28 protein-coding genes and 1 pseudogene are annotated in these 25,967 nt (G+C 44.8%); 18 read left to right on the top strand and 11 right to left on the bottom strand.

Features of this window, described 5'->3' with window-relative positions; translation table 11 throughout:
• The first annotated feature begins 97 nt into the window (after positions 1-97).
• From OSC7112_RS16915 to OSC7112_RS16905, 3 genes are all read left to right on the top strand, one after another.
• Positions 98-859 carry a hypothetical protein gene (locus OSC7112_RS16915; RefSeq protein WP_015177044.1) on the top strand — a complete coding sequence of 254 codons (762 nt, stop codon included), beginning with the start codon at positions 98-100 and terminating at the stop codon, positions 857-859.
• Positions 860-1,193: 334 nt separating this feature from the next.
• Complete coding sequence (aqpZ, locus tag OSC7112_RS16910) at positions 1,194-1,892, top strand: aquaporin Z (protein ID WP_051041597.1); 699 nt, start codon at positions 1,194-1,196, stop codon at positions 1,890-1,892.
• 129 nt (positions 1,893-2,021) lie between these two features.
• Entirely contained in the window at positions 2,022-2,510 is a 489-nt protein-coding gene (locus tag OSC7112_RS16905; protein ID WP_015177042.1) for a gluconokinase, read from the top strand.
• Positions 2,511-2,993: 483 nt separating this feature from the next.
• Here OSC7112_RS16905 and OSC7112_RS16900 read toward each other — a convergent pair whose 3' ends face one another.
• Entirely contained in the window at positions 2,994-3,971 is a 978-nt protein-coding gene (locus tag OSC7112_RS16900; RefSeq protein WP_015177041.1) for a carbohydrate kinase family protein, read from the bottom strand.
• 47 nt (positions 3,972-4,018) lie between these two features.
• On the opposite strand from OSC7112_RS16900, the gene OSC7112_RS39830 reads away from it, so the two are divergent.
• From OSC7112_RS39830 to OSC7112_RS16865, 8 genes are all read left to right on the top strand, one after another.
• Complete coding sequence (locus OSC7112_RS39830; RefSeq protein WP_190274221.1) at positions 4,019-4,273, top strand: hypothetical protein; 255 nt, start codon at positions 4,019-4,021, stop codon at positions 4,271-4,273.
• A gap of 169 nt (positions 4,274-4,442) precedes the next feature.
• Positions 4,443-4,718, top strand: coding sequence for a photosynthetic electron transport-dependent transcriptional regulator PedR (gene pedR / locus OSC7112_RS16895; protein WP_015177040.1), 276 nt, complete (start codon positions 4,443-4,445; stop codon positions 4,716-4,718).
• Positions 4,719-4,752: 34 nt separating this feature from the next.
• Positions 4,753-5,034 carry a hypothetical protein gene (locus OSC7112_RS16890; RefSeq protein ID WP_041622581.1) on the top strand — a complete coding sequence of 94 codons (282 nt, stop codon included), beginning with the start codon at positions 4,753-4,755 and terminating at the stop codon, positions 5,032-5,034.
• Positions 5,035-5,192: 158 nt separating this feature from the next.
• The gene (gene hisS, locus OSC7112_RS16885; protein WP_015177038.1) at positions 5,193-6,467 is read left to right on the top strand and encodes a histidine--tRNA ligase; all 1,275 of its coding nucleotides are present in this window, start codon (positions 5,193-5,195) and stop codon (positions 6,465-6,467) included.
• Between the two features lie 188 nt (positions 6,468-6,655).
• Positions 6,656-7,405, top strand: a complete 750-nt coding sequence (locus OSC7112_RS16880) for a Uma2 family endonuclease (protein ID WP_015177037.1) — start codon at positions 6,656-6,658, stop codon at positions 7,403-7,405.
• Positions 7,406-7,501: 96 nt separating this feature from the next.
• Positions 7,502-8,626 carry a DNA cytosine methyltransferase gene (locus OSC7112_RS16875; protein ID WP_015177036.1) on the top strand — a complete coding sequence of 375 codons (1,125 nt, stop codon included), beginning with the start codon at positions 7,502-7,504 and terminating at the stop codon, positions 8,624-8,626.
• Between the two features lie 73 nt (positions 8,627-8,699).
• Entirely contained in the window at positions 8,700-9,923 is a 1,224-nt protein-coding gene (locus tag OSC7112_RS16870) for an AAA family ATPase (RefSeq protein WP_015177035.1), read from the top strand.
• Between the two features lie 2 nt (positions 9,924-9,925).
• Positions 9,926-10,501: a hypothetical protein gene (locus tag OSC7112_RS16865; protein ID WP_015177034.1), complete on the top strand. Its 576-nt coding sequence runs from the start codon at positions 9,926-9,928 to the stop codon at positions 10,499-10,501.
• A gap of 210 nt (positions 10,502-10,711) precedes the next feature.
• Here OSC7112_RS16865 and OSC7112_RS16860 read toward each other — a convergent pair whose 3' ends face one another.
• The 5 genes from OSC7112_RS16860 to OSC7112_RS16850 all read right to left on the bottom strand — a co-directional run bounded on the left by OSC7112_RS16860 (position 10,712) and on the right by OSC7112_RS16850 (position 14,401).
• Positions 10,712-10,945 (bottom strand): KGG domain-containing protein, encoded by a 234-nt coding sequence (locus OSC7112_RS16860; protein ID WP_015177033.1) that lies wholly within the window; start codon positions 10,943-10,945, stop codon positions 10,712-10,714.
• Positions 10,946-11,224: 279 nt separating this feature from the next.
• Complete coding sequence (locus tag OSC7112_RS42405) at positions 11,225-11,326, bottom strand: DUF6766 family protein (protein WP_397319578.1); 102 nt, start codon at positions 11,324-11,326, stop codon at positions 11,225-11,227.
• Between the two features lie 80 nt (positions 11,327-11,406).
• Positions 11,407-11,529, bottom strand: a complete 123-nt coding sequence (locus OSC7112_RS41805; RefSeq protein WP_263053527.1) for a DUF6766 family protein — start codon at positions 11,527-11,529, stop codon at positions 11,407-11,409.
• A gap of 239 nt (positions 11,530-11,768) precedes the next feature.
• Complete coding sequence (locus OSC7112_RS16855; RefSeq protein WP_015177032.1) at positions 11,769-12,983, bottom strand: class I SAM-dependent methyltransferase; 1,215 nt, start codon at positions 12,981-12,983, stop codon at positions 11,769-11,771.
• 233 nt (positions 12,984-13,216) lie between these two features.
• Positions 13,217-14,401 (bottom strand): NAD(P)H-quinone oxidoreductase subunit H, encoded by a 1,185-nt coding sequence (locus tag OSC7112_RS16850; protein WP_015177031.1) that lies wholly within the window; start codon positions 14,399-14,401, stop codon positions 13,217-13,219.
• Positions 14,402-14,458: 57 nt separating this feature from the next.
• On the opposite strand from OSC7112_RS16850, the gene rsmH reads away from it, so the two are divergent.
• The 5 genes and pseudogenes from rsmH to OSC7112_RS16825 all read left to right on the top strand — a co-directional run bounded on the left by rsmH (position 14,459) and on the right by OSC7112_RS16825 (position 20,540).
• Positions 14,459-15,361, top strand: coding sequence for a 16S rRNA (cytosine(1402)-N(4))-methyltransferase RsmH (gene rsmH / locus OSC7112_RS16845; protein WP_015177030.1), 903 nt, complete (start codon positions 14,459-14,461; stop codon positions 15,359-15,361).
• A 542-nt stretch (positions 15,362-15,903) separates the two neighbouring features.
• Positions 15,904-16,547: pseudogene (locus OSC7112_RS16840) on the top strand (IS607 family transposase).
• On the top strand, positions 16,547-17,674 hold the full coding sequence (locus tag OSC7112_RS16835) for an RNA-guided endonuclease InsQ/TnpB family protein (protein WP_041622580.1): 1,128 nt from the start codon (positions 16,547-16,549) through the stop codon (positions 17,672-17,674). The pseudogene OSC7112_RS16840 and the gene OSC7112_RS16835 overlap by 1 nt, the downstream one beginning before the upstream one ends.
• A gap of 260 nt (positions 17,675-17,934) precedes the next feature.
• Positions 17,935-19,608: a SpoIIE family protein phosphatase gene (locus OSC7112_RS16830; RefSeq protein ID WP_015177028.1), complete on the top strand. Its 1,674-nt coding sequence runs from the start codon at positions 17,935-17,937 to the stop codon at positions 19,606-19,608.
• A gap of 509 nt (positions 19,609-20,117) precedes the next feature.
• Complete coding sequence (locus OSC7112_RS16825; protein WP_015177027.1) at positions 20,118-20,540, top strand: ATP-binding protein; 423 nt, start codon at positions 20,118-20,120, stop codon at positions 20,538-20,540.
• Between the two features lie 32 nt (positions 20,541-20,572).
• On the opposite strand, the gene OSC7112_RS39825 is transcribed toward OSC7112_RS16825, so the two are convergent.
• The 3 genes from OSC7112_RS39825 to OSC7112_RS16810 form a co-directional block, all read right to left on the bottom strand.
• Positions 20,573-20,743, bottom strand: coding sequence for a hypothetical protein (locus tag OSC7112_RS39825; protein ID WP_190274220.1), 171 nt, complete (start codon positions 20,741-20,743; stop codon positions 20,573-20,575).
• Positions 20,744-21,011: 268 nt separating this feature from the next.
• A complete protein-coding gene (locus tag OSC7112_RS16820) occupies positions 21,012-21,446 on the bottom strand; it encodes a nuclear transport factor 2 family protein (protein WP_015177026.1) in 435 nt (144 codons plus the stop codon).
• A 340-nt stretch (positions 21,447-21,786) separates the two neighbouring features.
• The gene (locus tag OSC7112_RS16810; protein WP_015177025.1) at positions 21,787-22,749 is read right to left on the bottom strand and encodes an orange carotenoid protein N-terminal domain-containing protein; all 963 of its coding nucleotides are present in this window, start codon (positions 22,747-22,749) and stop codon (positions 21,787-21,789) included.
• 209 nt (positions 22,750-22,958) lie between these two features.
• Between OSC7112_RS16810 and queG the strand changes: the two genes are divergently transcribed.
• Complete coding sequence (queG, locus tag OSC7112_RS16805) at positions 22,959-23,924, top strand: tRNA epoxyqueuosine(34) reductase QueG (RefSeq protein WP_015177024.1); 966 nt, start codon at positions 22,959-22,961, stop codon at positions 23,922-23,924.
• A gap of 211 nt (positions 23,925-24,135) precedes the next feature.
• The gene (locus tag OSC7112_RS16800) at positions 24,136-24,768 is read left to right on the top strand and encodes an HAD-IA family hydrolase (protein ID WP_015177023.1); all 633 of its coding nucleotides are present in this window, start codon (positions 24,136-24,138) and stop codon (positions 24,766-24,768) included.
• Positions 24,769-24,801: 33 nt separating this feature from the next.
• Here the strand turns inward: OSC7112_RS16800 and OSC7112_RS16795 are convergent, their stop codons facing one another.
• Complete coding sequence (locus OSC7112_RS16795) at positions 24,802-24,987, bottom strand: hypothetical protein (RefSeq protein WP_041622578.1); 186 nt, start codon at positions 24,985-24,987, stop codon at positions 24,802-24,804.
• Between the two features lie 69 nt (positions 24,988-25,056).
• Positions 25,057-25,884: an SWIM zinc finger family protein gene (locus OSC7112_RS16790; protein WP_015177021.1), complete on the bottom strand. Its 828-nt coding sequence runs from the start codon at positions 25,882-25,884 to the stop codon at positions 25,057-25,059.
• Positions 25,885-25,967 lie beyond the last annotated feature (83 nt).

The following is a 25,967-nucleotide window of genomic DNA, read 5'->3' as shown; positions in this document are numbered from 1 at the left end:
TGGTTTGACAGGCTACTTATAGCGGTAATGTGCGCTGCCGGGCGCAACCCGATCCTCGTGTAAAATGTGCACTGCTTGAATTGACAGGAGATTTGCTTTGAAAACACTATTTTTGGCTTGGCAAAGCCCGGGCCGCGGTTCTTGGTTTCCGATTGGTAGATTGACATTTAACGGTAAAGAATACCAGTTCAATTATACAAATGGTGTTCTAGAAGCGAAACTTAAGTGCGGGTTTCTGCCTTTGCCATCTTTCCCGGATTTCAATAATGTTTACACTTCACAGAAACTGTTTTCGTTGTTTTCTAATCGAGTGATGGCGCGATCGCGCCCTGACTACCCTGAATTTGTACAGTGGTTGAATATCCCTGAACACGAACATGACCTAATTGCTTTATTGGCGCGCAGCGGAGGCAAACGGGTAACTGATAAATTTGAGGTGTTCCCTTATCCCGAACCGGATGAAAATGGACGTTGCTGTATCCATTTTTTTGCAGATGGACTGCGATACCTTTCCAAGTCGGCAATTGAACGGATTAATCGGCTTCAAGTGGGCGAACTTTTGTATTTAGCCCACGAATTTCAAAATCCGCGCGCTTCCCGTCTGCTTCTGTGTACTAAAGATCACTGGATTGTCGGCTATTGTCAGCGCTATCTTGTGGATGATATTTTTGAAATTATTTCGCAGCATCCAGAATTGGTTAGCGTAGAAGTCGATCGTCTCAATCAACCCCCAACGCCCCTACAGTTCCGCTTGCTGTGCAAGATGACTGCCGATTGCCAGCAAGGCTTTCGCCCCTTCCAAGGTCGGATGTACCAGCCGGTTAGCAGTGATGTTTTAGCTGCAAGCGCGATCGGATAATCAGCAACAATAAGTAAAATTACGATCGCATAATTAGGGAAAAAGTCAAGTTAATTATTGTGAATTGAATACAGAAGATTGCACAATTTATACAAATAATTAGCTCAATGTTGACATTTTTTACATAATAGAGTATGTTTGAGCTAATTTATCGATTCCAAATTTCGCATTCTCTGTTAAGCCCATACAATTTCTGAAAATTATAGCTAAACATTGCTAATGATTTCGATTAGTATTGTTGCGCTGAGTCAAACAAATTTGAGTTCTAATTTTTATACTTAGAACTCACATGGATGTGAAATTGATCGATCGCAAACTTCAGATAATTATGAGTATGAACAAAAAAACAAAGATTGGGGTTGCTGAAGCTTTTGGTACTTTTGTGTTGGTATTAGGTGGATGTGGCAGTGCGGTTTTAGCTGGAGACAAAATCGGCTTTTTGGGAGTTTCGATCGCCTTTGGTCTATCCCTCTTAATCATGGTTTATACGATCGGCCCTATCTCTGGATGCCACATTAATCCGGCAGTAAGTATCGGTTTAGTAGTTGCCAAACTGATCGATGCTGTTTTGCTTCCTTACTATATAGGAGGTCAGATTGTAGGGGGAATTTTAGGCGGTCTTGTTTTGTATATGATAGCATCAGGAAAACCAGGTTTTGATGCGGCTGCTTCGGGATTTGCGTCTAACGGTTTTGCAGAACATTCTCCCACTGGTTACGGACTTTTGGCAGCAGCTTTGACGGAAATTGTACTGACTGCTTTTCTGTTATTTACAATCATGGGTACTACCCATCCCAATTATCCCGTCGGTTTCGGCGGAATTCCCATCGGCTTGATGCTGGTGTTGATTCACTTAATCGGAATTCCCGTAACCAATACTTCAGTTAACCCAGCTAGAAGTATCGGTGTCGCACTTTTTCAAGGCGGATGGGCAATCCAACAGTTATGGGCGTTTATTGTCTTCCCAGTGATAGGTGGAATTATCGGCGTTTTCGCTTATAATTTCATTAAACCCACTATGGAAGAAATTTGAGCGAAAATCAGAAATAAACCGGGTTTATTGAATTTTTTAGGGTGGTAGATTTCATCCGGCAACTTAAGAAACCCGGTTTGTCGATCGCACAACTCGATGAGATTGCAAGTATTTCGGTAAATAGGTGCCATGATTACGATCGTGATGGGAGTCTCAGGTTCTGGCAAAACTACTGTCGGCAAGTTGCTGGCGCAATCTCTCAACTGGGATTTCAGCGATGCCGACGATTTTCACCCATCAGCTAATATCGATAAAATGAGTCGGGGCATTCCTTTAGAAGATGCGGATCGCCTTCCTTGGCTATTACAATTGCAAGCTGCAATAGACAGGTGGCTGTTAGAAAATAAAAATGTGGTTTTGGCTTGTTCTGCTTTAAAAAAATCTTACCGCGAAATGCTCTACCGAGACCAAAAGCGAATGAAGATAGTTTATCTAAAAGGTTCTTTTCAGCTATTAGCGGCAAGGCTAAAAAATCGCGAAAATCACTACATGAAAGCAGACTTGCTTTTAAGTCAGTTAGACAGTCTCGAAGAACCAGAAGATGCAATGATCGTAGATGCTTCGCAGCCGTTAGAGTTAATCTTGCGCCAAATTAGAATTCATCTGATGTGCGGTTAATTGCCCACAATAAAATCTCTAATACCAAATGTGGCTTCAATACCCCTTGATTTCTTAGTTTCTCTCAGCTAGGAGGAGAGCAATTACCAGTTTGTATAACAATCCTCGCATCATTTGTGAATTTCTTACGGACTCCCCTCGGTAAGCAGGGCTGTTTCATTATCTTTTAGGGGCCGCCCCCCGTGGCTGCCCCATGTCCCAAACGCCTGTGAAGTCGTCTGTGGGGGGTAGGCATTCAGGACACTACAAGAGTCAAAATCGCGATTTTCGTGAGCATTAAACTGCCCTGCCTTGGGTTCGGGGAGGGTTGGGGTGAGGTAAAAAATTTACGACTCCTGCAAGGATTGCTATATAGTATGGATTTCAAACAGCCGGATTGAGGTTTTTTAAGGCAGATTTAGTATAAAAGTTTTTTTTTCTGATTAACCGGGTTTCTGAACCAAATTTAGCCCCTCTCCGTTTCCGGGGAAGAGGTTTGGCGTGCTAATTTTTGTACAAATACAAGAAAGCTTCTACTTCAGCGGCGGTTGGTTGAGCGGCAATTGCACCCGGTTTCATCGCTGTCATCGAACCTACCGCATTCGCATAATTTACAACTTTTTTTGTTATTTCGGGAGTGGCTAAACTCTTAATTCCCACCTTGCACAATTGGCTGACAAAACCAGCCAGAAAACCGTCGCCTGCACCTGTTGTATCCTCAACATCTACTGTAAATGCGGGGATTTTTCCTTCATTTTCCGATATACAATAAGCGCAACCTTTCTCGGCTGCAGTCACCAAAACGCCTTCTACGGAATCGAGGCGGTAGGTAATAGCTCCAGGGTCGGTAGTGTCAAACAACCATTCGGCTTCTTCCTCAGATAACTTGACAAAATCAACTTTTTTTAAAATTTTTCTAATGCGCGCTTTTGCTTCGTCTGGATTTGGCCAAAACACTGGACGCCAATTGATGTCAAGTATAATTTTAACATCGTACTGTTCTGCTAGTTCGATCGCCCGGGCGATCGCCTCTCGACTTTCAGGATAAGCTAATTCTAAAGTGCCTAGCACTAAATATTCGGCATTTTCAAACAGCACTTCGGGTAGTTGTGCAGCAAGGAGACGGGTGTCTGCAAAATCCGCAGTATCGAATTCGCCAAAACCGGCAAAATTTCGATCGCCCGCTTCATTCCGCAAAACATAAACTTGCCGCGTCGGCGCACTTGGATGTCGCTGCACTCCAGCAATATCAACCCCTACTTCTTGCAATACCTGCACTAGGGAATTCCCGAATTCATCCCCACCTACAGCACCGATAAATCCCGCCGCCGTCCCCAATTTAACCAAAGCACAGGCAACATTAGCAGGAGCACCGCCGGGATATGCCGTCCAAGATTCTACCTCTTCGAGAGATACTCCTGGTTTGTCTGCTAAACAATCAAATAAAACTTCACCCAGACACAGAACGCGAGGATAAGTCATAGAAAGTTGAGATTTGAGATTTGAGACCAGCAGTAGACAGGTCAATCATGATTGTTAACCCATCCCAGAAAAATTGCCAGCTATTTTTTAATAGCTGCTTCTATAATATCAGACTTACTGATACTGGCAGTTACTCTCTCAACGCACAAGTGCAGTTACTGGCAGTTACTCTCTCAACGCACAAGTTCAGTGCGGGCGTATCAGTTGTTTTACCTGAAAACATTTGCGGGTTGGGCACGGATGTCAGATGCGCGCAGGTAAAGGGATCGCCCGCAACCCTCCGGTGCCAGCAGTGCAAGTAAGTGCGAGTCATGCTGTGTTAGCGCTGGGTTTGCACTCCTGGCGATTCTGCAAGCGAGTTGGTGCTTCGGGCCCGAAAGAGTAGCACAGCAAATTTAATTTTGTCTTCATACTCGATCCCTCATCCTTTAGAATTGTAGATAGGTAAATATGCAGACATAGGAAAAATTTATGAGTGGGATTGTCTCTGGAACCCCTGTCACCCTGTCGGACAGAGAATTACAAGTGGTAGAGTTAGTAGCGGCGGGATTGACTAATGAGAAAATTGCCGAAAAGTTAGAGATTAGCAAGCGTACAGTTGACAACCACATTAGCAATATCTTGAACAAGACGCGCGCTGACAATCGAGTTACGCTTGTACGCTGGGCGTTGCAGTGGGGAAAGGTATGTTTGGACAATATTAACTGCTGCCCTCTACCGGGACCGATCGATAAAGAAGTATCTTAAGTAGGGACTCTGGTTGGGGACAGGCAAAGAAATGATGCAAACGGCACAAGAAAAACAACTCCGCTATCAAATTCAATGCCCTGGATTGCCGCTGGCGGTATATCGCGAAGTGGCGATCCATTTGCGTCAAGTTGAAGGGGTGGAAACCGGTTTAATTCCGCAGCAGTCGCAGCGGTTTGATTACTACGACAGCCAAGTAGGGGGTTTGTGGATACAGTATCCTGAAGGGTTCGATTTGGCAGGTCGCGAGCGGGTCGATCGCATTTTGGCTTATTATGGCGATCGTTACGGAGCGTGGGAATTATTCAGTCATTAATTATTGGGAATTGTTAGCTGTTAGCTGTTAACTGTTGACTGTTGACTGTTGACTGTTAACTGTTGACTGTTGACTGTTGACTGTTGACTAACAACTAATAACTACTGACTACTGACTACTGACTACTGACTACTGACTACTGACTACTGACTAACAAAATGAGTGCAATTAAAACTTTACCGGGAACGCGGGATATTTTGCCCGCTGAAATTCAATATTGGCAAAATATAGAAGAAGTCGCTAGAACAATTTTGAAAAAAGCGGCTTATCGAGAAATTCGGACGCCAATTTTTGAACAGACATCTTTATTTGAACGCGGCATCGGGGAAGCTACCGATGTCGTGGGCAAAGAAATGTACACTTTTAAGGATAAGGGCGATCGATCGATTACTTTGCGTCCAGAAGGCACCGCCGGAGTAGTCCGAGCTTTTATTCAAAATAGTTTAGAAGCTCAAGGTGGATTGCAGCGTCTTTGGTACGCGGGGCCGATGTTTCGCTACGAACGTCCTCAGCAGGGACGGATGCGGCAATTTCACCAAATTGGCGTGGAAGTCTTGGGGAGTGCGAATCCTCGTGCGGATGTCGAGGTAATTGCGATCGCCTGCGACATCCTGCAAACTATCGGTTTAAAAAATTTGCGACTCGATATTAACTCTGTCGGAAACAAGGAAGACAGACAAAATTATCGCCAAGCATTAATCGATTATTTTACACCGCACAAATCCGAATTAGACGCGGATTCCCAAGACCGCTTGACTCGCAATCCGCTGCGGATATTGGACAGTAAAAATGAACGAACTCAAGAAATTGTAGCTGGTGCGCCGAGTATTTTGGACTATTTGGGTGAGGAATCGCGATCGCACTTCGAGCAAGTGCAGCAAATGCTCAAAAACTTAGGAATTAGCTATCAGTTAAATCCCAGATTAGTGCGCGGTTTAGATTACTATACCTACACCGCATTTGAAATTATCTCCGACGATTTGGGAGCGCAAGCAACAGTTTGCGGTGGCGGCCGCTACGACGGTTTAGTAAAGGAATTGGGCGGCCCAGATACGGCAGCAGTAGGTTGGGCAATGGGTATCGAAAGGTTAATTATCCTGCTGCAAAAGTTGCAACCTTTGCCCGCGCCCAAGTTGGATTTTTATTTGGTATCCAGGGGCGAAAAAGCTGAACAGCAATCCGTCTTGTTAGCTCAAAAATTGCGGATTGCGGGGTTTATTGTAGAGATGGATTTGAGCGGCAGTCCTTTCAGTAAACAGTTTAAAAGAGCCGCTCAAAGGGGCGCTGTTGCGTGTTTAGTTTTGGGAGATGCGGAAGCTGAAAACGAGACGGTACAATTGAAGTGGTTGGCGAGTGGTGAACAAAGTGCGATCGCCCAATCAGAACTGCTAGCCATGACCACCGAACTACAGCAGAAAATTAACAACCCTTAGAACTCTCGGTTTTAGCCCAGTCTAGATCCCCCTAAATCAGGGGGACTTAGAATTCCAATCCTCTCGTTATCAGGCTTTGCCCGGTAACACATATCCAGAGGCTCTGCCTCGTCATTAAACCATTAACATGAATCCCAAAAACCAAGAGATATAATTTAAACATTAAAACATTTAACCTCTGATAAACTATGTCTGTAGCAACTAAAAATCCTGAAACACAACTCACAATCACCTGGCCGCTACTACCAGAAGATTTCCAACTACCAGACGACCCCGTGGAAGACGAAAGCCAACCATTGTTAGCCGCCGCTTTGCGCCAGCCGCTAACAGGTTTTCCTGAATTAATGCAGGATGCCTTAATTGTTTCCAACTTTGCCTTGTGTGCCGGAATTAGTTTCCCAGGTTCAACCAGCGACGAACAGCGCATTATCTGCAAAGCACCAGATTGGATGTACGTGAAACCCGTCAATCCAAAAAATGTCTCGCAAGTCCGCCGCAGTTACACCCCGCACACAGAAGGAACCATCCCCCAAATCGTGATGGAATTTCTTTCAGAAACCTATGGAGAAGAATACTCGGTTGAATTTACCTCGCGGGTGGGAAAGTGGTATTTTTACGAGCAAGTAATCAAAGTACCCAGATACGTCATATTCCGAGCACAAACAGCTCATTTAGAAGTTTACGCTTTAGAATCAGAGCGCTACAACTTGCAAAAACCTGATGAAAACGGACGTTATTGGATACCGGGATTAGACCTATTTTTGGGTATTTGGGAAGGAACCCACGAAGGGAGAACAGGCTTTTGGCTGAGGTGGTGGAATTCTGAAGGCGAGTTATTGCTGTGGTCGGAAGAACGAGCCGATCGCGAACGACTCCGCGCTGAAAGATTGGCCGAAAAACTGCGTCAAGCCGGGATCGAGTTAGATGAGGAAGAGTGAAATATCAATTGATGAGTCGAGTTCGATCGTGTTTTGGTATGATGACACTCTTGTGGTGGGGGCATCCAGCCCGCCCTTGGCTAACTTTACACTCCTATGTTAATCGAACGTCTCCAGCCGATCGCCTGGACAAAAAAACCGCGACTCATATCCTTATTTTCTGGTTGCGGCGGCATGGATTTGCCATTCCACCAAGCCGGATTTGAGGTAGTTTGGGCGATCGACTCCAACAAATACGCCTGCAAAACATTCAGCAGAAACATTGCTGATGTCATCATCAACGACAGCATAGAAAATATAGACATTGCACAAGTTCCCGAAGCGGAAATATGTATAGGAGGGTTCCCCTGTCAAGATTTCTCCCTAATTTGGAAACGTCCCGGACTTGAAGGAACCAGAGGTAATTTATATACATACTTTCTCGATTTTGTCAATCAAAAAAAGCCCAAAGCTTTTGTAGCAGAAAACGTCAAAGGCTTATTAAGTGCGAATAATTACCAAGCAATAAAACAAATAATTTCTGACTTTGAAAGTATCGCTCCGGGCTACTTAGTTAAACCTAAACTCTACAACTTTGCTGATTACGGAGTTCCCCAGTTTCGCCAAAGAGTGTTATTAGTAGGCATTCGGATGGATACAGGATTTAACTTTGTGCATCCTCAGCCAGAATACGGGCCAAATCGAGAATATCCCTATCGAACAGCGGGCGAAGCACTCACAAATGTGGAAGCAGTTCTTGACAATAACAAACATCATAAAATTCAAGCCCGCACCGTTGAAATTTTAAATCGAATTCAACCGGGAGGCAATTTTGCTGATATTCCCAAGGATAGTCCCTACTATGTCAAAGGCATGATCAGTCACGTTTATCGCAGAATTCATCCAGATAAACCATCATCGACAATCATTGCTGGTGGAGGCGGCGGGACTTGGGGTTATCATTATTTAGAACCGCGTTCTTTGACAAATCGTGAAAGAGCAAGATTGCAAACATTTCCCGATAATTTTGTTTTTGAAGGTTCTACCACAGAAGTACGGCGGCAGATTGGAAATGCAGTGCCACCGGAGGGAATTGCTGCTGTTGTTGAGGCTTTAATTCCGCTATTTAAGGGGGATTATCCGAAAGTGGATTTATATGAAATGAGTAAAAAGTTGCAGGGGATGTCAATTCAGAAACGATTGAGATGGGCTGAATTAGAACCAAGTGAAAATATTTTATAATCAGCAAGTAGTTTATAGTACAATATTTCTAAATATTGAGCTAATTATGTAGCTGATAGAGTGAATATTCAAAATGCTGAAAGAACTTCATCTAAAACAAGTCGGAACCGCCCCCCAGTTCGATGTAGAATTTGCCGATCGCATTAATTTATTTACTGGCGACAATGGTTTGGGGAAAACTTTTTTGCTTGATGTTGCTTGGTGGGTACTAACTGGAAAATGGGCGGATAGTCCAGCTTGGCCACAGCAGGGACAGGGCAATTCCCCGGAAATCACTTCTCTTTTAAGCAATCAAAAAAAATCCGATAAATATCGAAGTCTGTTTAGTTTTTCCGAACAAAAGTGGTTAGACATTGGCAAGTATTCTAGTTTCAAAGGGTTAATTATTTACGTTCGTGTTGATGGATTTTCAGTCTTAGATCCTGCCCGTAACCGCTTAGCAGCTTATCACTTCAATTATGATAGTCTTTGGAATGGATTGATTAATTCAGAAGGAAAATTTATCTGTAATGGTCTAATTCATGATTGGGTGAACTGGCAACGTCAACCAGACCGATCTCAATTCCAACTATTATCTCGCGTCATTAAACAACTTTCTCCCGATGCTGATGAATGGATGGAACCGGGAGAACCCATCAGGGTTTCTGTTGAGGATGTGCGTGAGATTCCTACCTTGAATTTTCCCTATGGCAATGTTCCGATTATCTACGCATCAGCGGGCATTAAGCGAATTTTAGGATTAGCTTATTTGTTAGTATGGACTTGGTATGAACACACAATGGCTTCTAAGTTGCGGCAACAAGAACCTCTGGATCAGATAATTATTTTAATCGATGAAGTTGAAGCTCATTTACATCCACAGTGGCAACGCTCAATCTTGCCAGCTATCTTAGAAGTAGCGACAAACCTCGAAAATGAAATGAAACTTCAGCTAATAGCTACAACTCATTCTCCGCTGCTACTTGCCTCAATCGAGCCTCAATTTGATGAGGAGCAAGATAAGTTATTTTTGTTTGAGTTACAAGGTAAAAATGTAACTCTTAATGAAGTTCCTTGGACAAAACATGGCGATGCTGTTGGCTGGCTAACTTCAGATATTTTTGGGTTAAAACAGGCTCGTTCCCGCGAAGCAGAAATAGCGATTGAGGCTGCGTATACTTTCATGCGAGGAGAAAGCATGGAAACTTTTCCTGAATACCTCAGAACTAAAGAGCAAATTCATCAGGAACTCCTGCGAGTTTTACCAGAACACGATCGCTTCTGGCCTCGATGGATTGTGAGCACCGAGGTAGAGTAAAAATGATGCGATTTACTCCGCCACCGGAACCAGCAGATTTTGATCGACAGGTGCGAAAAGCAGGCAATAATTGGTTAGTTAAACATCCTGGCAAAGAACCAAAAGATTTTTGGTCGAGCTTCAAACCTCAATTAGCTAAAGAGTTCCAAAATCTTTGTGGCTATTCAGTTATGTACATACCGAGTCGGATGGGTACTGTAGATCATTATTTGAGTAAAAGTAAAGCAGAAAATCGGCATTTGATTTATGACTGGAAAAACTATCGCTATGCTTTGCAACGGGTAAATAGCTGCAAAGGAACTTACGATCGACAAATTCTCGATCCGTTTGAAGTAGAAGATAATTGGTTTGAGATTATCCTACCTTCTTGTCAGTTGATTTTGACTGATGCGATTCCTTCCCACGAGCGCGATCGAGCCGAATTTACCCTCAAAAAGTTACAGCTTCAGAATAGTGAATGGGTTATAGAACAACGTCAGGAGTGGTATCGGATGTATCTAGAGAACGAACTTAATTTAGAAGGGTTAGAAAAGAAAGCGCCTTTAATCGCTCGTGCGGTTAAAAAACAGCTTAATTAGTTAATAATCAATCTGGAATAATCACTCAGGCACCGTGAAACCTTTGAGCGATTCCCTACGGGATAGCTTCGCTTCACGCACTTTTTCCTCCTCCCTCAACCCCTTACACCGCATCAACACCCCAAAATCCCCCAAAACAAACTAGAAGTTCCAATACGGATTGAAACTTCTAGTCTCGCTTGGAAAAGAATCAGCAGACGCACTCAAGAACTATTTATTTCCCTTTTTGCGAGAACTTTTGCCGCCTTCGCGACCGATCTCTGACATATGCTCCCGATCTTGGCTGACTGTTTCACCACCCTTGCGACCAGCCTCTTTCGCTTCCTCGGAAGTAAACTCATGTGCTGTTCCTTGTTCGTGGGCAGCTTTTCCGCCTTGGCTGGCAATTTCCCGCTGTTTATCCTCATCCATTGAAGCGAATCCACGCTTGCTTGTATCTGTCATGATGCAACTCCTTTTTACTCAACTTTTTCCAGTTGGTTTACAGGTTAAAAAACTTGCAAAACCTGTTTGAGTGATAGTAATTGCTTGCAAGTTACAGGTCATTCTAAAAAACTAAAAATATGGATGCCTCTACCTAAAAGAGTAGTTTTGAACTAATGATGATGTCGCTGTCAAAACCGATTTATTTTACCTAGCTCTACTAATTCAGGTAGCAGTTAAACGCCCCAAAAGGCTTTGTTAATCTTTTCTAGTTTAGTCATTCGGGCGATTTCCTACCCTTCACCGAACCCCTGCGGGAAGATAGCTTCGCTTCACGACTGGTTTGGATTCGGGCGAACCCTTGTGGCGCAAGAAAACAGACAAAACCGCTAGTGTGACGATCGCCAGCAGCCCCAGTTTTCAAAGAGCACTTCGATAAATTGACCGCTTCCAAGATACTCAAGAATACAAATCTGGGGCTGCTAGCGATCTTTTAGTTCTTGACTGTAGTCGCGATCGCCCGTGATGATTTGACCTACCAGTGAGAAAAAGAACAGCCCGAACATGACTAGGCTGAGGCTCTTTTCTCGAAAAAAACGTCGCATAGGAGTGGGTTGGGGTTTTGGTACAGGGCTGGGGGTAAGGATAAAGTGCGATCGGGCTTACCCTACTCGAAAGCCTACGGCGTACAGCCTTTATCCTTCCTTATACTCAACGCCTCCTCTAACTAACGTGATGTTATGCGGAGAATTTCTGAATCATCATCTAGCCAGAGGAGGACAACGTTCTCAAAGGTGAAGCCTATATCGTTCCTCATGAGAGCAGGTGCATTTCCACAAAATAATTAATCAGGCACCATCAAACCCTTCAATATTCTCCCCTTTTCCTCCTCCTTCAACCCCTTCGACTGCACCAAAACCCCAAAACCCCCCAAACCCATCGGATCGATCAATTGATGCAAAGCCTCCCGGCGCTGCAAAAACGTTGCCACATCCAATACTTCCGCATCATTTGTTGATAAAGAAGCAATACGATCGCCCAAACCCAACGCCATCAAAAACAAAGCCTGCTGAGTAAACCCTACCACATCCAAACCGCACAATTCACCCTGCCTTTCCAGCGCCGTAAAATTAACATGAGCCGTTAAATCCTGCCGCCCCACATTAATATAAGGATTGCTGTGATATCGGTGACGATAATAACACTGTAGCGTCCCCTCCCTGCGCCTCGGATTGTAATAGCGGTGCGCCGGATAACCGTAATCAATAGTTAACAAATATCCCCGCTGCAACTTTTGAGCAACTGTACTCATCCAGTCCAAAGCCGCCAAATTTACCTCACTGCGATAACCATCCCCATAAGCACTCGCCGACAAATCGATGCCCACAAAATCAAAATATTCGCCAATTTTAGGGGTGGAAACTTCGCCAACTACTTCAACAAAATTTATTGTTTCTTGTATATTTTTGGGGGTGGCGGCGGCAACGTAAATCTCCCTCACTTGCCCTTCTTCCAGAAGAAATTGATGCACGGGTAAAGCATCGACTAACTCATTAGAAAAACAACAACCGACAAGTGAGTTATTAACTATCTCATCCCAATTAGACCATTTGACACACTTGATATCGGCTAACCTTTGCCGCTGTTCTGCTTGGAGTCCAGGGGAAAGTTCAATAATAATGTATTCTAAAATATGAAATAAATCGGGATGTTGCCGTTGCAGATATTGCAGCACATTTTCGGCAAAATTTCCCCGCCCAGCACCCATTTCTACGACAGTAAAAGGATGAGGGCGATCGAGAAATTCCCACATTTCTACAAACTGATCCGCCAAAACCTCGGCAAAATCAGCGCCCCAATGAGACGACGTGATAAAATCGCCTTGTTTGCCGATCGACTGGCGATCGCTATTATAATATCCGTGCTGCGGATGATATAATGCCAAATCCATATATTCAGCAAAAGTAATACGCTGCGGCGGGCTGGCGGCAATTCTTTCGCAGATTAAAGCGCAGAGTTCGGGGTTGCTGTCATTGATATCTGATTGCTGAATTTTCATAATTTATTGAATCAAAGTTGATGTTATTTGATTTGTGAAGGAGAGATTTTTTTTATTAACCGCAGAGGGCGCAGAGGGCACAGAGGAAGAGAGAAGAGAGAAATCAGGTACATTTTAGCGACGTTAATAGCAATATTAATCGATATCCATCCGCGTTCATCTGCGGTTCAAAAAAAATCAACCCGGTTCCCAAAAAAAACCGGGTTAATTTCTCAGATAAAAACCGACCAAACCTACCTGTCAACCGAGCCCATAATAATGTCGATACTCCCCAAAATTGCTACCAAATCCGCAATTTTCACGCCGCGCACTATGTGAGGCAAAATCTGCAAATTATTAAAATCCGCAGCCCGAATCTTCCAGCGCCAAGGAAACACACTATCATCGCCGATAATATAAATCCCCAACTCACCCTTGCCGCTTTCAACGCGGACGTAATGTTCGCCCTTGGGAATCTTAAAGGTCGGCGCTACTTTTTTGCCAATAAACTGATACTCAAAACCGTTCCACTCAGATTTTGGCCCGCTTTCGAGTCGCTTCGCTTCCAAATTCTCGTAAGGGCCGCCGGGGAGTCCTTTCAAGGCTTGATAGATAATCTTAACCGACTCGCGCATCTCCCGAATCCGTACTAAATACCGGGCTAAACAATCGCCAGCCGCTTCGGTACAAACTTCCCAGTCGAAGTCGTCGTAGCATTCGTAACGGTCAACCTTCCGCAAATCCCACTTCACGCCGGAACCGCGCAACATGGGGCCGGAAAGTCCCCAGTTAATCGCTTCTTCACGAGAAATAGTACCCAGCCCTTCAATCCGGCGGCGGAAGATTGGGTTGTTGGTAATTAAACGTTCGTACTCGTCAATTTTGGGCAGGAAGTAATCGCAGAAATCTTGGCACTTATCTACCCAACCGTAGGGCAAATCGGCCGCAACTCCGCCGATGCGGAAATAGTTATTGTTCACCATGCGATAACCGGTCGCTGCTTCCCACAAGTCGAGAATTGGTTCGCGATCGCGCATAGTATAGAAAAAAGGAGTTTGCGCCCCCACGTCCGCCAAAAACGGCCCTACCCACATCAAGTGGTTAGCAATCCGGTTCAACTCCAGCATAATTACCCGAATATAACTAGCCCGTTTCGGGACAGCAATATTTGCCAACTTTTCCGGTGCATTCACTGTCACCGCTTCGTTAAACATCCCCGCAGCGTAGTCCCAGCGGCTCACGTAGGGCACGTACATCACGTTGGTGCGGTTTTCGGCAATTTTTTCCATCCCCCGGTGCAGATAGCCCAAAACAGGCTCGCAGTCCACCACATCTTCCCCGTCTAGGGTGACAATTAACCGGAGTACCCCGTGCATTGAAGGGTGGTGCGGCCCCATGTTGAGCACCATCGGTTCGGTTCTAGTCTCAATTCTTGACATAATTAAATGAATTAATGATTACTGACTATTGTTGATTTTTGTTTCGCTTTATAGATTATGAAGGATATCGGGCTCTGTGAGAAGGATACCTCTGGATCGGATGTCAGTATTGACACCTATCACGTTCCAGTTTTGGGTCAAGAATTAATTGCGGGTTTGGCTGTGCGTGCAGGCGGGCACTATTTGGACGCGACGCTTGGGGGCGGCGGACACACGAGTTTGATTTTAGCGGCGGCGCCAGATGTTACAGTGGTGGCGATCGACCGCGACGAACAAGCCATCCGTTTTTGCCAAGCCCGATTTGCCAACTCGCCCGTTGAGTTTTGGCACGGCAACTTTGCTGAATATCAGTCCCCAGAGGCCGAATTTGATGGTATCATAGCAGACTTGGGCGTCAGCTCGGCTCAGTTCGATACACCGGAACGAGGATTTAGTTTTCGCCACCCAGCTCAACTAGATATGCGTATGAACCAGCAGCAATCTTTGACGGCAGAAGAGATTATCAATCACTGGGAAGAAGTTAAACTAGCAGATATTATTTACAAATACGGCGAGGAGCGACTGTCGCGGCGCATCGCGAGGCGGATTGTGCAAGGGCGTCCTTTTCAAACTACAACAGAACTCGCTGGGGCGATCGCCTCGAGCTTCCCCCCCAAGCAACGCAACGGCAGAATCCATCCGGCCACCCGTACTTTCCAAGCTTTAAGGATAGCTGTCAACTCCGAACTCGCTTCTTTAGAAACTTTCCTCAACCAAGCGCCAAGGTGGTTAAAACCAGGTGGGAGAATCGGAATCATTACATTTCACAGTCTCGAAGACCGACCAGTCAAGCACCAACTCAGAGGAACACCCAATTTGCAGGTACTGACAAAAAAGCCGATCGGGCCGCAATCCGAAGAAGTCGCTAGAAATCCCCGCTCTCGTTCTGCTAAGCTCAGACTGGCAGAAAGAATAACTTGATTCGGCAGTAGTAATATGCTTGCTGCAAAATGTTCAGAGATTAGGGGGACTTGGATGCAGCAATCAAGTAGGATTCGGCAAAGATGTAGGGAATAGCGCCAACAACCCACCACTAACCCTTCGGGTACAGTGCGGCTTGAAAAACAGCCGGTGTTGACCAGACTTAGGTAGCAATACCTGCCTTAGTAGTAAGTGTTAAAATTCACACCGAGGACAGTGCCCAGCTAGTTAAGAACTCTGCAATCAGAACATTAATTAGCCGTTTTGAATGCTGGTGTGTTTAGAAAAGTACCGACTCCTAACAAGGTCATTGCTCGTATCACAGTGTGAAAGCTGACTCGGGAATTTTCCCTATTGAAGCGGCCTACCGAGGCGGGTTACAGTATCAAAAGCCTCTCATCTGTTGTGCGAACAGATGGTGCGAAAGGAATGCTCACCTTAAGGTAAAACGGGTGAGGCGCTGAAATAGATTTCTTAGACAGGTATTGACATTCTTCCCGGATTGGGTAACTATTGAGTTGTAGTATTAGAGGTAAGCAACTTTGGAGACTCAATCAGACGTGACACTCTCAATCGGGGAAGCGGCTAAGGAGCTTGGTATTTCGACAAAGACGCTGAGACGCTGGACTGATGCAGGCAAGATTAAGTTTGAGCGCTCTCCCACGGGACAGAGACGCTTCTACCTTACCGATATCAAGCGAATTACTCCCAGAGACTTAAACCAGGCAGACGATCGAATCACTATCAACTATGCCAGAGTTTCTAGTCATGACCAAAAAGAAGATTTAAAGCGTCAAGCTGCTGTTTTGGAATCGTTTAGCGCTGCCAATGGCTGGCAATTTGAAACAATTCAAGACTTAGGCTCTGGACTTAATTACAAGAAAAAAGGACTGACAAAACTACTCAAACGAATCATGTCCGGTGAGGTTGGCAGACTTGTTGTTACTCACAAAGACAGGCTTCTAAGGTTTGGTTCCGAGTTAGTTTTCGCAATGTGTGAGGAATTTGAATGCGAGGTAGTAATAGTCAATAAATCGCCGGATGAATTGAGTTTTGAACAGGAATTAGTTCAAGATATGATTGAATTAATTCAGGTTTTTAGTCGCTAGACTTTATGGCGCTAGAAGTCACAAAAACAAAAAACTAGATTGATGGTATAGCTAAAGCAGTGGAGGACGTAAAATAATGCTACTCAGTTTCAAGACGGAATTAAAACCTAACAATAGACAGGTGACTCTATTCCGTCAACACTGTGGAGTAGCCAGACACGCTTACAATTTTGGCAATGCTATTATTCAGGAAGCTTTACAACTTAGAGAGGCTGATAAAACAATCAAAATTCCCTCTGCTATTGACTTGCACAAACGTCTAGTCGCTGAGATTAAACCAGCTAATCCCTGGTATTATCAAAGCTCCAAAGCAAGTCCACAACAGGCTCTGGCAGAGGTAAGGACGGCATGGGATAGATGCTTCAAAAAAGTCTCTAAACAGCCTAGATTCAAGAAGAAAGGCAAGTCTAAAGACAGTTTTTATCTTGAGCAAGGCACTAAAGCAAAACCTGGTATCAGCAATGATGGTAAGCGAGTTAAACTCCCTAAAATTGGTTGGGTGCGATTGCACGAACCTCTCCCCATTACGGCTACTCATAATTGCGTAATTAGTCGCACTGCCGACAAATGGTTCATAGCCATCAAGTATGAGATTGAACAGCCACCAATACCTCTAAATCGCCCCTCTATTGGTGTTGATATTGGTATTAAGGAATTAGCTGTCACCAGTGACGGAAAGGTTTTTGCTAACCCCAAAGCTTACCGCAAAATGAGTAAGAAAATGAAGCGATTGCAGCGCTCTGTTAGTCGCAAAGTTAAAGGCTCAAAGAACAGAACTAAGGCAGTTAGAAAGCTGGCAAAACTGCATTCTAGAATTTCATTCATCCGCAAAGATGCTATTCATAAACTCACCAATCATCTCGCTAAAAACCACAGCGTGATTAAAATTGAGAATTTGAACGTCAAAGCATTTTTGAAAAATCACAAATTGGCGGGTGCGATTGCCGATTGTGGAATGTACGAATTTAAGCGACAACTTGAATATAAAACTGAGAAATTTTCTAGTCAGTTGATTTTAGTTGACCGCTTCTTTCCTAGTTCTCAAATCTGTTCAAATTGTAGGAATCACCGCCACAAAATGCCATTAAAGAATCGAGTCTATGTATGTCCTGATTGCGGTCATACAGAGGACAGAGACTTGAACGCAGCTAAAAACATTGAGCGATGGTTTGAAGGAATTCACATTCCGATTCGCTCAGATTAAGTAAGTCAAACGGTAAGCTCTACCGAGATTGCCTGTGGAGTAGGCAAACCCTCAGAAGTCATTCTGAGACTACGCTGAAACAGGAAGTAAACACTAAAGTCCAAAACTTTCGAGCAATGGGTAGCTTTGGGTAAGTTTTATAGAGCGGTTTCTTTAACTCAACTTGACGTAACTGATATGTTGCATATATCCAGCCTCCCTTTTCCTCCCGCCACCTTGCTGATTACAGCTATGGTGGGGGTTTTCAAGGGGGAAGAAAGATGAGTCGGGGAGATGGAAGCAAGCTGAAACTGATGGTAGTCGATGACGAACCCGACAACTTGGATTTATTGTACCGGACGTTTCGACGCGACTTTCAGGTTTACAAAGCAGATAGCGCCCTCAGCGCCCTGGAAGTTCTAGACGAACAGGGCGAGATGGCGGTGATTATATCTGACCAGCGGATGCCAGAAATGAATGGCACCGAGTTTTTGGGGAAAACAGTCGAGCGATTTCCCGATACGATTCGGATTCTGCTAACGGGATACACCGATGTTGAAGATTTGGTTGAGGCCATCAACTCAGGTCAAGTTTTCAAATACATCACCAAACCGTGGAATCCAGAAGAACTCAAATTGGTGATCAATCAAGCCTCAGAAACTTACAAATACTACAAGCAGCGCAGCGTTGCATTGCGCCGCGCTTTACGCAAGGAATCTCTGTTCAATGAGGTCATGAGCGTGATTCGCGGGTCGCTAGATTACTCTAGTATGGTACAAACTATTGTTCAAACCGTAGGTCAAACTTTTGAGGCCAACTATTGTATGCTGCGGCCGGTAGAAGCCGATCGACTATTGCCGAGTAGCTTCCCCTACCAAGCCCAAACCTCTGAAGCCAGCAGCTTTTCTTTTGATGAAAATTTGCTGGTTCAAGCCGTAGCCAGCCGCCAAACTCAAGTGAACTCAAACAGTGGGGGGCAGGGTAACTCGGTTGAGATTGCCGTGCCCCTGACTTACCAGCAAGAATTGCTGGCGGTACTGGCTTTGTCTCAGATTGGCGGCACTAACCCTTGGTCGGCAGAAGAGATAGAGTTAATAGAAGGTGTAGCAGCTCAAGCTGCTCTGGCCCTGTCTCAAGCCAAGCTATACCAGCGCACTCTGGATTTAGCCAAGCAGATGCAAACCGAGTTGGAAGTGGCCCGCCAAATCCAAACAAACTTGTTGCGCCAAAGTTGGCCGGATTTTGAAACTGTCAGAGTGCAAGCTTGCTGCTATCCCGCGCGGGAAGTTGGCGGCGACTTTTTTGAAGTCTACGTCCACTCCCAAGGGGATATTTGGATCGCGGTGGGAGATGTTTCGGGTAAGGGAGTTCCGGCTGCTCTATTTATGGCCAGCGCGATTTCGGTGATGCGGCGGGAACTTTCCCAAGAAGTTTCTCCAGAGCCCGATCGAGTTATGCAGAACATGAATAGCAGTATGTCTGACGACCTGATCGGCAACAACCATTTTATTACAATGGTTGTAGCTCGTTACACTCCGTCAACGGGACACCTGGCATTTGCTAATGCCGGTCACATTTACCCGATCGTTTGGTCTCACTCGGAGGTGAAAGCTCAAGCCGCTAGCGGTAAAACGCCAGTCGAGCCGAATTTTCTCAAAGCTCGCGGTATTCCCTTGGGGATACTACCAGTTTGGAGGGGCAAAGCAGGTACGATCGAATTAAAGTCAGGAGATGTATTTCTGCTGACGAGTGACGGGATTACTGAAGCTAGCGTGACTACGGAAGCGGTCGCAGGGGGTGAACCCACCCGTTCTATGCTACAACAAGAAGGGCTTTGGCAACTCTTGATTCAAGAGCCTGGTTCCTTCAACTTGGACAATTTGTTGGCTCGCATCCGAGCTGACAATCCTGTTCAGGAAGACGACCAAACTATACTCTCTCTGGAGGTTCTCTGAATCTGTCAGCGACTCCCGACGCATAGTCGGGGGTGAGAGGCGAAAAAACTTAAGCCCTGCTTGTTGACGGCCCATAGAGTAGTGCTGCAAAAGACGGCGTTATCGTCAACAGTCAAAAACCACAGTAAAAAACCTAGCCGGCGATGGCGCAGCTAGTTTCCTAAATCGCTTTCCTCGGGGATTAAATACCTGTCAAGGGTTAAGGTAGAAGGCATTCGTCAGAAAAAACCAACGCTTAAAAGCCAAGGATTGAAACACAGATTTTTTATACCTCGCTGCTTGCAGTCTCGGTATAATTATCAATTGTTAATGGGTTTTAAGGCCCTAACAAAAGTTTTCAACTATACTCTTAACTTCTGCCTTCTACCCAATGACGAATGCCTGATTTTTAAACAGAAAAGGCTAGTATCCCCCGAGTAGCGACAAGTATTGAGGCCGAATCCATTCGGCGCGTCGCGTTTCATACCTGGTGTGAAGACACAGGGTTTTCAAACTTACGGGATTTTTTTATGAATACTGAGCTTCATGTGCCAAGCGACTTGCGGTTTTTAACAATTGTTGAAAATTGGTTGCTGAGCAGTTTGGAAGTAGAGCTAGGAGAGCACGTCGATTGGCCGCGTCAGTCGAATCGTTTGCGCTTGGTGTTAGCAGAAGCCTATTCTAACGTGATCCGCCATGCTCACAAAGATCAACCCAATTTGCCCGTGTTAATTCGCTTGAATTTAAAAAATAGGGATATTGGTTTAGAAATTTGGGATTACGGTAAAGGTTACGAAATGGATACTTACAATCCCCCGAGGCCGGAAGCTAAACAGGAAAGCGGCTACGGCTGGCTGATTATGAGCAGACTTATGGATCGGGTGGACTACAGTTTGCAAATAGACGGTCGCAACTGTCTAAAGTTGGAAGCGAGTTTGCCGGAAAAATCTTAATTAGTCGTCAGTCATTAGTCATGAGTGATTAGTTATTGACAATGCACTTTTAGACTCGCTTTGGCTGTCTGTCGCACCCGCTGCGGTGACAGCCAATTTTCTGTGAAGTATCGTCCGCCCAACGCGAGACTGTAAGATTGTACGGGTACAGTCCCGATCGCACAAATACCGCAGAAACGGGATTTTTCTACCGTGAGGAGCACTTCACCAAAGATTTGGATAAAAACCCGGTTTATGCCTCATTCTGGCGGTAAAAAGCCGCTTAACCTGTCGATCGCACGACTTTAGCTATTACGTGCGCTCGACAGGTCATATCATCTCCGATCGAGTGACCGCGATTAAAAGGGCGGGTTTTTGAGAGTGTCAGTTATTGGCAGATATTTTTCGTGAGGGGAGCCCCTACCTGATTAGGGGTAATCGACCGGACATAATATCAAACCAAAATAGACAATTTAAATGTGCAACAGCTTATCAAACATCAAATTTCTTATGCGACCGCAGATTTAGCAATTCTTGGGGAGAAGCTAACAGCTTGACGGTGACAGAAAGGATTTGTTGGTGAGAATTGAACACGAACCGCCATCCGACATTAATACCAAATACGGATGTTTGCACCCGGCCGCTAACCTGAACTTCAACTTGGCCATCTTCTAAAATTTGGCTGACACCTTGCTGGGGTTGGAGCTGCATTCCTCGCGCTTCTGTTTTTAGATAAGTGGCGATCGAGCTTTTACCGATAATTGGCTCCTCAAACGGGGCGTGCAGAACCCCGTCATCAGCAAACAAATTAGCAGTCGCTGCAAAATCACCGGCGTTTAAAGTTTCAAAATATCGCAGTACCGCTGGGTTTGTGATGCCTGCAATATCTGTAGATACAGTTAAAATAGGTCGAGTTGTTGCGGTCATAAAAGAAGTTAGTTCACATGAATGAGTCTAATGTAATCATTCTCTTTGTCGCAGCAAATCCCTCAAAAGATATAAGTAAGGGCAGGAAAATAATTTTCCGAAAAAAGGAGGAACCGGAGAGCGTCGAGCGCAGATTTCAGAGCGATCCGACAAAAATCAATACTACTTTCAAAAAATGCAAGTGCAAGCAAGCTGCAAACCCTTATGCCGTCAGTCATTTCCAATCCTTCAATTCTTGAATCTAAAATCTAAAATCTAAAATCTAAAATGATATAAACCCAGACACCTGCTGGCATCTGGGTTTTTGTAGAGTCTATTTGACTGACCGAACCAGAATATCCTATTTGCGGATCAAATTGAGCAATTCTTTAGGAGATGCCAACAAGTCGATCGCCACAAAGAAAATTTGACCTTGGGGATCGAGCAAAAACCGCCACGCAATGTTCATTCCCACATTCGCGCCGAACCAGGGAGTTTCGACTTTGCCGGTGACTTTCACTTGGCGGTAGCCATCTTCGGCAGGTTCCGATACGCCTCGCTCGGGCATCATTTTCAGTCCGACGCACTCTTCCCGCATATAGTTGAGGATAGCTTCGCGACCGACGATCGGCTTTTGGAAAGGCGGTTGCAGGGCACCTTCTTCAGCAAATAAACCGACGGCCGGGGTGAAGTCGAAGGCGTTCATGTAGTCGATGTAGCTGAGCACAGTCTGCTCGCTGATACCCTCAATTTTGGTTTTCACCCGCTCTTCTAGAGCGGTGGGAGTGCTGCGGGGGGCAAAGCGTTTGCCGTACTCTTGGCTGAAATCTGGATCGTAGCCCATGTGAACTACGGTGTTGCGAAGTACGGTAATTTGCTGGCCTGGATCTAGTTTCTTAATGGTTTCTAGAACTGCGGTGGCTTCGGGAGACATTTGATAGCCAGCGGGAATCGGAGCTACAATCCCCTGTTTCATCAACTGTCCCAACTCGTACCAGAAACCGAGTTTGGTGTTGACGCGCAAGGAAGTGTAAATCCGCCCGATCGGAGTGTCGGCGTTGCTAGCTAGGTCATACATCGTTTTGCTTTGCTCCGCCGGCGACATCTGCTTAATGTCGTTGAGGACGCCTTCGACAAGCGTCATGCTGGCGACTCCGGGTGCTGCTGCGGTGATGGAAACGCCCATTTCGGTGTAGGCATACCAGAGCAGTGCCAGTTGGTCTTCAACGCTGAGTTTGTAGAACGCGTCGGTGGTAGCCGGAACAATGCTAGCAATCTCGGTGTTGGAAAAAATAGATTGAGCTGATTGAATACTAACTGCCATATGTATGCTGTGGGATTCGCTGTCGGTTTTACTTGCGTACTTGAATTGGCGAATCTAATTCTCCCTAAATTAAATTATGTAACATTTTTGACATTTTGGAGTTCAAACTTATAAATATAAAGATTGCCAAAGTATTATCAATACTGTCCCAAAATTACTCTTAAAGTTACTAGACTTATGGCACAAATTGTGCAGTGGTTTCTTAGGTGATGAAAAAATCAATTAATAGCGATCGCATTAAACAAAAAGCCCTTGAGTTGGGATTTCACAAAGTGGGGATAGCCTCAACAGACACTGATTTCGATCTAGAAAAACAAAGATTGCAAGCTTGGCTGGACAAGGGTTATCAGGCGGATATGGCATGGATGGCAAACCCGAAACGGCAGGATATTCGATCGCTCATGCCAGAGGTGCAGTCATTAATATGTGTCGCCATCAACTACTACACGCCCCACCAACGCCCCGAAAATTCCCTGTGCGAGGGGGGGGACGATGCAGCGGTCGAATATGCTAAAATCTCTCGCTACGGCTGGGGGCGGGATTACCATAGAATTTTGCACAAAAAACTGAAGGTTTTGGCAAATTGGCTGCGATCGCAAGGCGAGGGAATTGAAGCGCGGTATTATGCTGATACCGGGCCGATTCAGGATAAAATGTGGGCGCAGCGTGCCGGGATTGGCTGGATTGCCAAAAATGGTAACGTAATTTCGCGCGAATACGGTTCTTGGGTGTTTTTGGGCGAAATCTTGACTAATTTGGAGTTAGCGTCGGATGCTGCCCATACGGAACATTGCGGTACTTGCACTCGCTGCATTGAGGCGTGTCCGACGGGGGCAATTACTGAGCCTTTTGTGGTGAATGCCGATCGGTGTATAGCCTATCACACGATCGAGAATCGAGCCGAAAAATTGCCCGACAAAATTGCATCTAATTTACAAGGTTGGGTAGCAGGTTGCGACATTTGTCAAGATGTTTGTCCTTGGAATCAGCGATTTGCCAAAGCAACTGATGTTGCAGAATTTGAGCCTTATCCTGAAAATATAGCGCCGACACTTGCAGAATTGGCCGACATCTCCGACGAAGAATGGAACCGCAGATTTACAGCTTCGGCGCTGCGGCGCATTAAACCCGAAATGCTGCGGCGAAATGCGAAAGCCAATCAAATTAACGATTAAAAGTTGAGATGTTCGCGCTCGACGAGGTGCTTAGAAGCACCTTACTCTATAGATAATAACCCTAGGGTATGTACGGATCGCCAAGAGTCAATATATTATGCAGCAAGCCATTTTTTATCTAAAATCTAAAAATCTAAAATCTAAAAATCTAAAATCTAAAATCTAAAATCTAAAATTGTATGCTCCCCCGTTCCTTATTTGCTATTGTCCAATGACCAAAGTAATTATTTTTGATTTTGACGGTACTTTAGCAGATACAATCGATATTCTTCTGAGCATAACCAACCGTTTGTCAGTTGAATTTGGCTTTAAATCGGCAACCAAAGAGGAACTGGCTCAACTTAGCAATTTAAATTCTTGGCAAATTCTGATGTATTCGGGAATTTCCATCTTCAAATTCCCGCTGCTAATTAGGAAGCTGAAAGCAGAGTTGCGGAGTGAAATTCCGAATATTCATTTATTTTGCGGGATTAAAGAAGTTTTGTTAGAGTTAAAAAACAGCGGTTTTCAACTGGGGATTATTACCTCTAATTCTAGAGATAATGTTTTGGATTCGCTTGAAAAAAATGGGTTGCAGGATACCTTTGATTTTATTTATTCAGGAACAACCTTTGGAAAACACAAAGTAATTAATCGATGGTTAAATAAACAAAATATTAATCCCGAACAAGTCGTTTATGTGGGAGATGAGATTAGAGATATAGAAGCAGCTAAAAAAACTAAAATAAAAGTAATTGCTGTCGCTTGGGGTTTTAATTCTCGGTCAGCTTTGGCGGCACACAATCCCGATTTTTTGATCGAACACCCCCAGGAATTAATCGGAGTTATCAATAATATGAAATGATTGTAATGTTGTTTGATGGAATGTTACAAAGCGTTAAGCATTAAAAACTTTGTGCGCGATCGGTTGAAAAGCTCGATCGATGCTGATATAAAAATTAATAGCAACATTCCTTCGTTCACCCAACTGGAACAGCCTTATGTCAGCATTTGAGACTTTCTTAACTTTTAGCTTTGCTTCACTCTTCGCCGTAGCCACTTTGGCAACTTGGTTGCGCTTCACAAACCCGCCTTCTACTGCTAAACGAAATTAGAAATTGTAGCCCCAAGGGCTATAGCCCAACAAAAAAAGTTAATCTCCTTCGCCCCGTTTTAGTGCTGCTAAAACTGCTTGCTGGCTAACTGCTTGGTAAATTTTGGCAAAATGCTGTTTTAGCGCCTCAGATGCGGGCGATGATTTGCTAGCGGTTCCTTTTCCGTCAGCGGTAAGGGGAATCGGGCCTAAGATATCTAATACTGTCTCGCTGCTGGGTGGGGGTACAATTACTACTAGAGATGGTTCTAGCTGCTGATTGTATTCCCAAAAGCGATCGACCTTCGGCAATTTAGAATTCGCAGCGGGGGCATTTTCGCCGGAGTTGAGTTGGGAATTTTCCTCTCCTTGCGTACCTCGTCTTTGACGGAGTGCTGTCAAGATTTGCTCTTTGGTTCTCCCCCGCAGTTGAAAGAGTACGAAGGGGTCTTCACTGAAGCGATCGCCCAATAAGTAGTATACTGCACTGATGTGTTTGCAAGGGTTTTTGGGGTCAGGACAGCTACAGCGCGATCGAATATCTGACAAGCTTAATGGAAATAGCGTTTTGCCTGCCGCTGCAAATACATCTTCAATATTGTGCGGCATTTCTCCTGCTAAGAGTTTAGCTGAAAAAACTGCTCTTTGCGACATATTTTCAATCACATAATCCCAATCTTCATCGCTCAATGTATCGAGTCCTAAAGAAACTTGATAGGGTTTTGGATCGGTTCCTTGAACTACGGCAATTACTTCTTGATTGGGAAATTTAATGCTGAGAACTTTACCTTCGCGGGCGTACTGCCAGCCGCGTTCTAAGCGCTTTTTGAAGCGGTAGGTATTGATTAAATCTAACCACTGTTGTGTCCACCATTCTCTGTCAATCATTCGATTTTAGATTTTAGATTTTAGATTTTAGATTTGGGCATTGGGAATTGGGAATCGGGCATTGGCCCGCGCAGGGAATTTTC

Source organism: Oscillatoria nigro-viridis PCC 7112, from assembly GCF_000317475.1.
Classification (GTDB): domain Bacteria; phylum Cyanobacteriota; class Cyanobacteriia; order Cyanobacteriales; family Microcoleaceae; genus Microcoleus; species Microcoleus nigroviridis.
The sequence above is the reverse complement of the archived record's forward strand: the minus strand, read 5'-3'. Positions and strand labels throughout refer to the sequence as shown.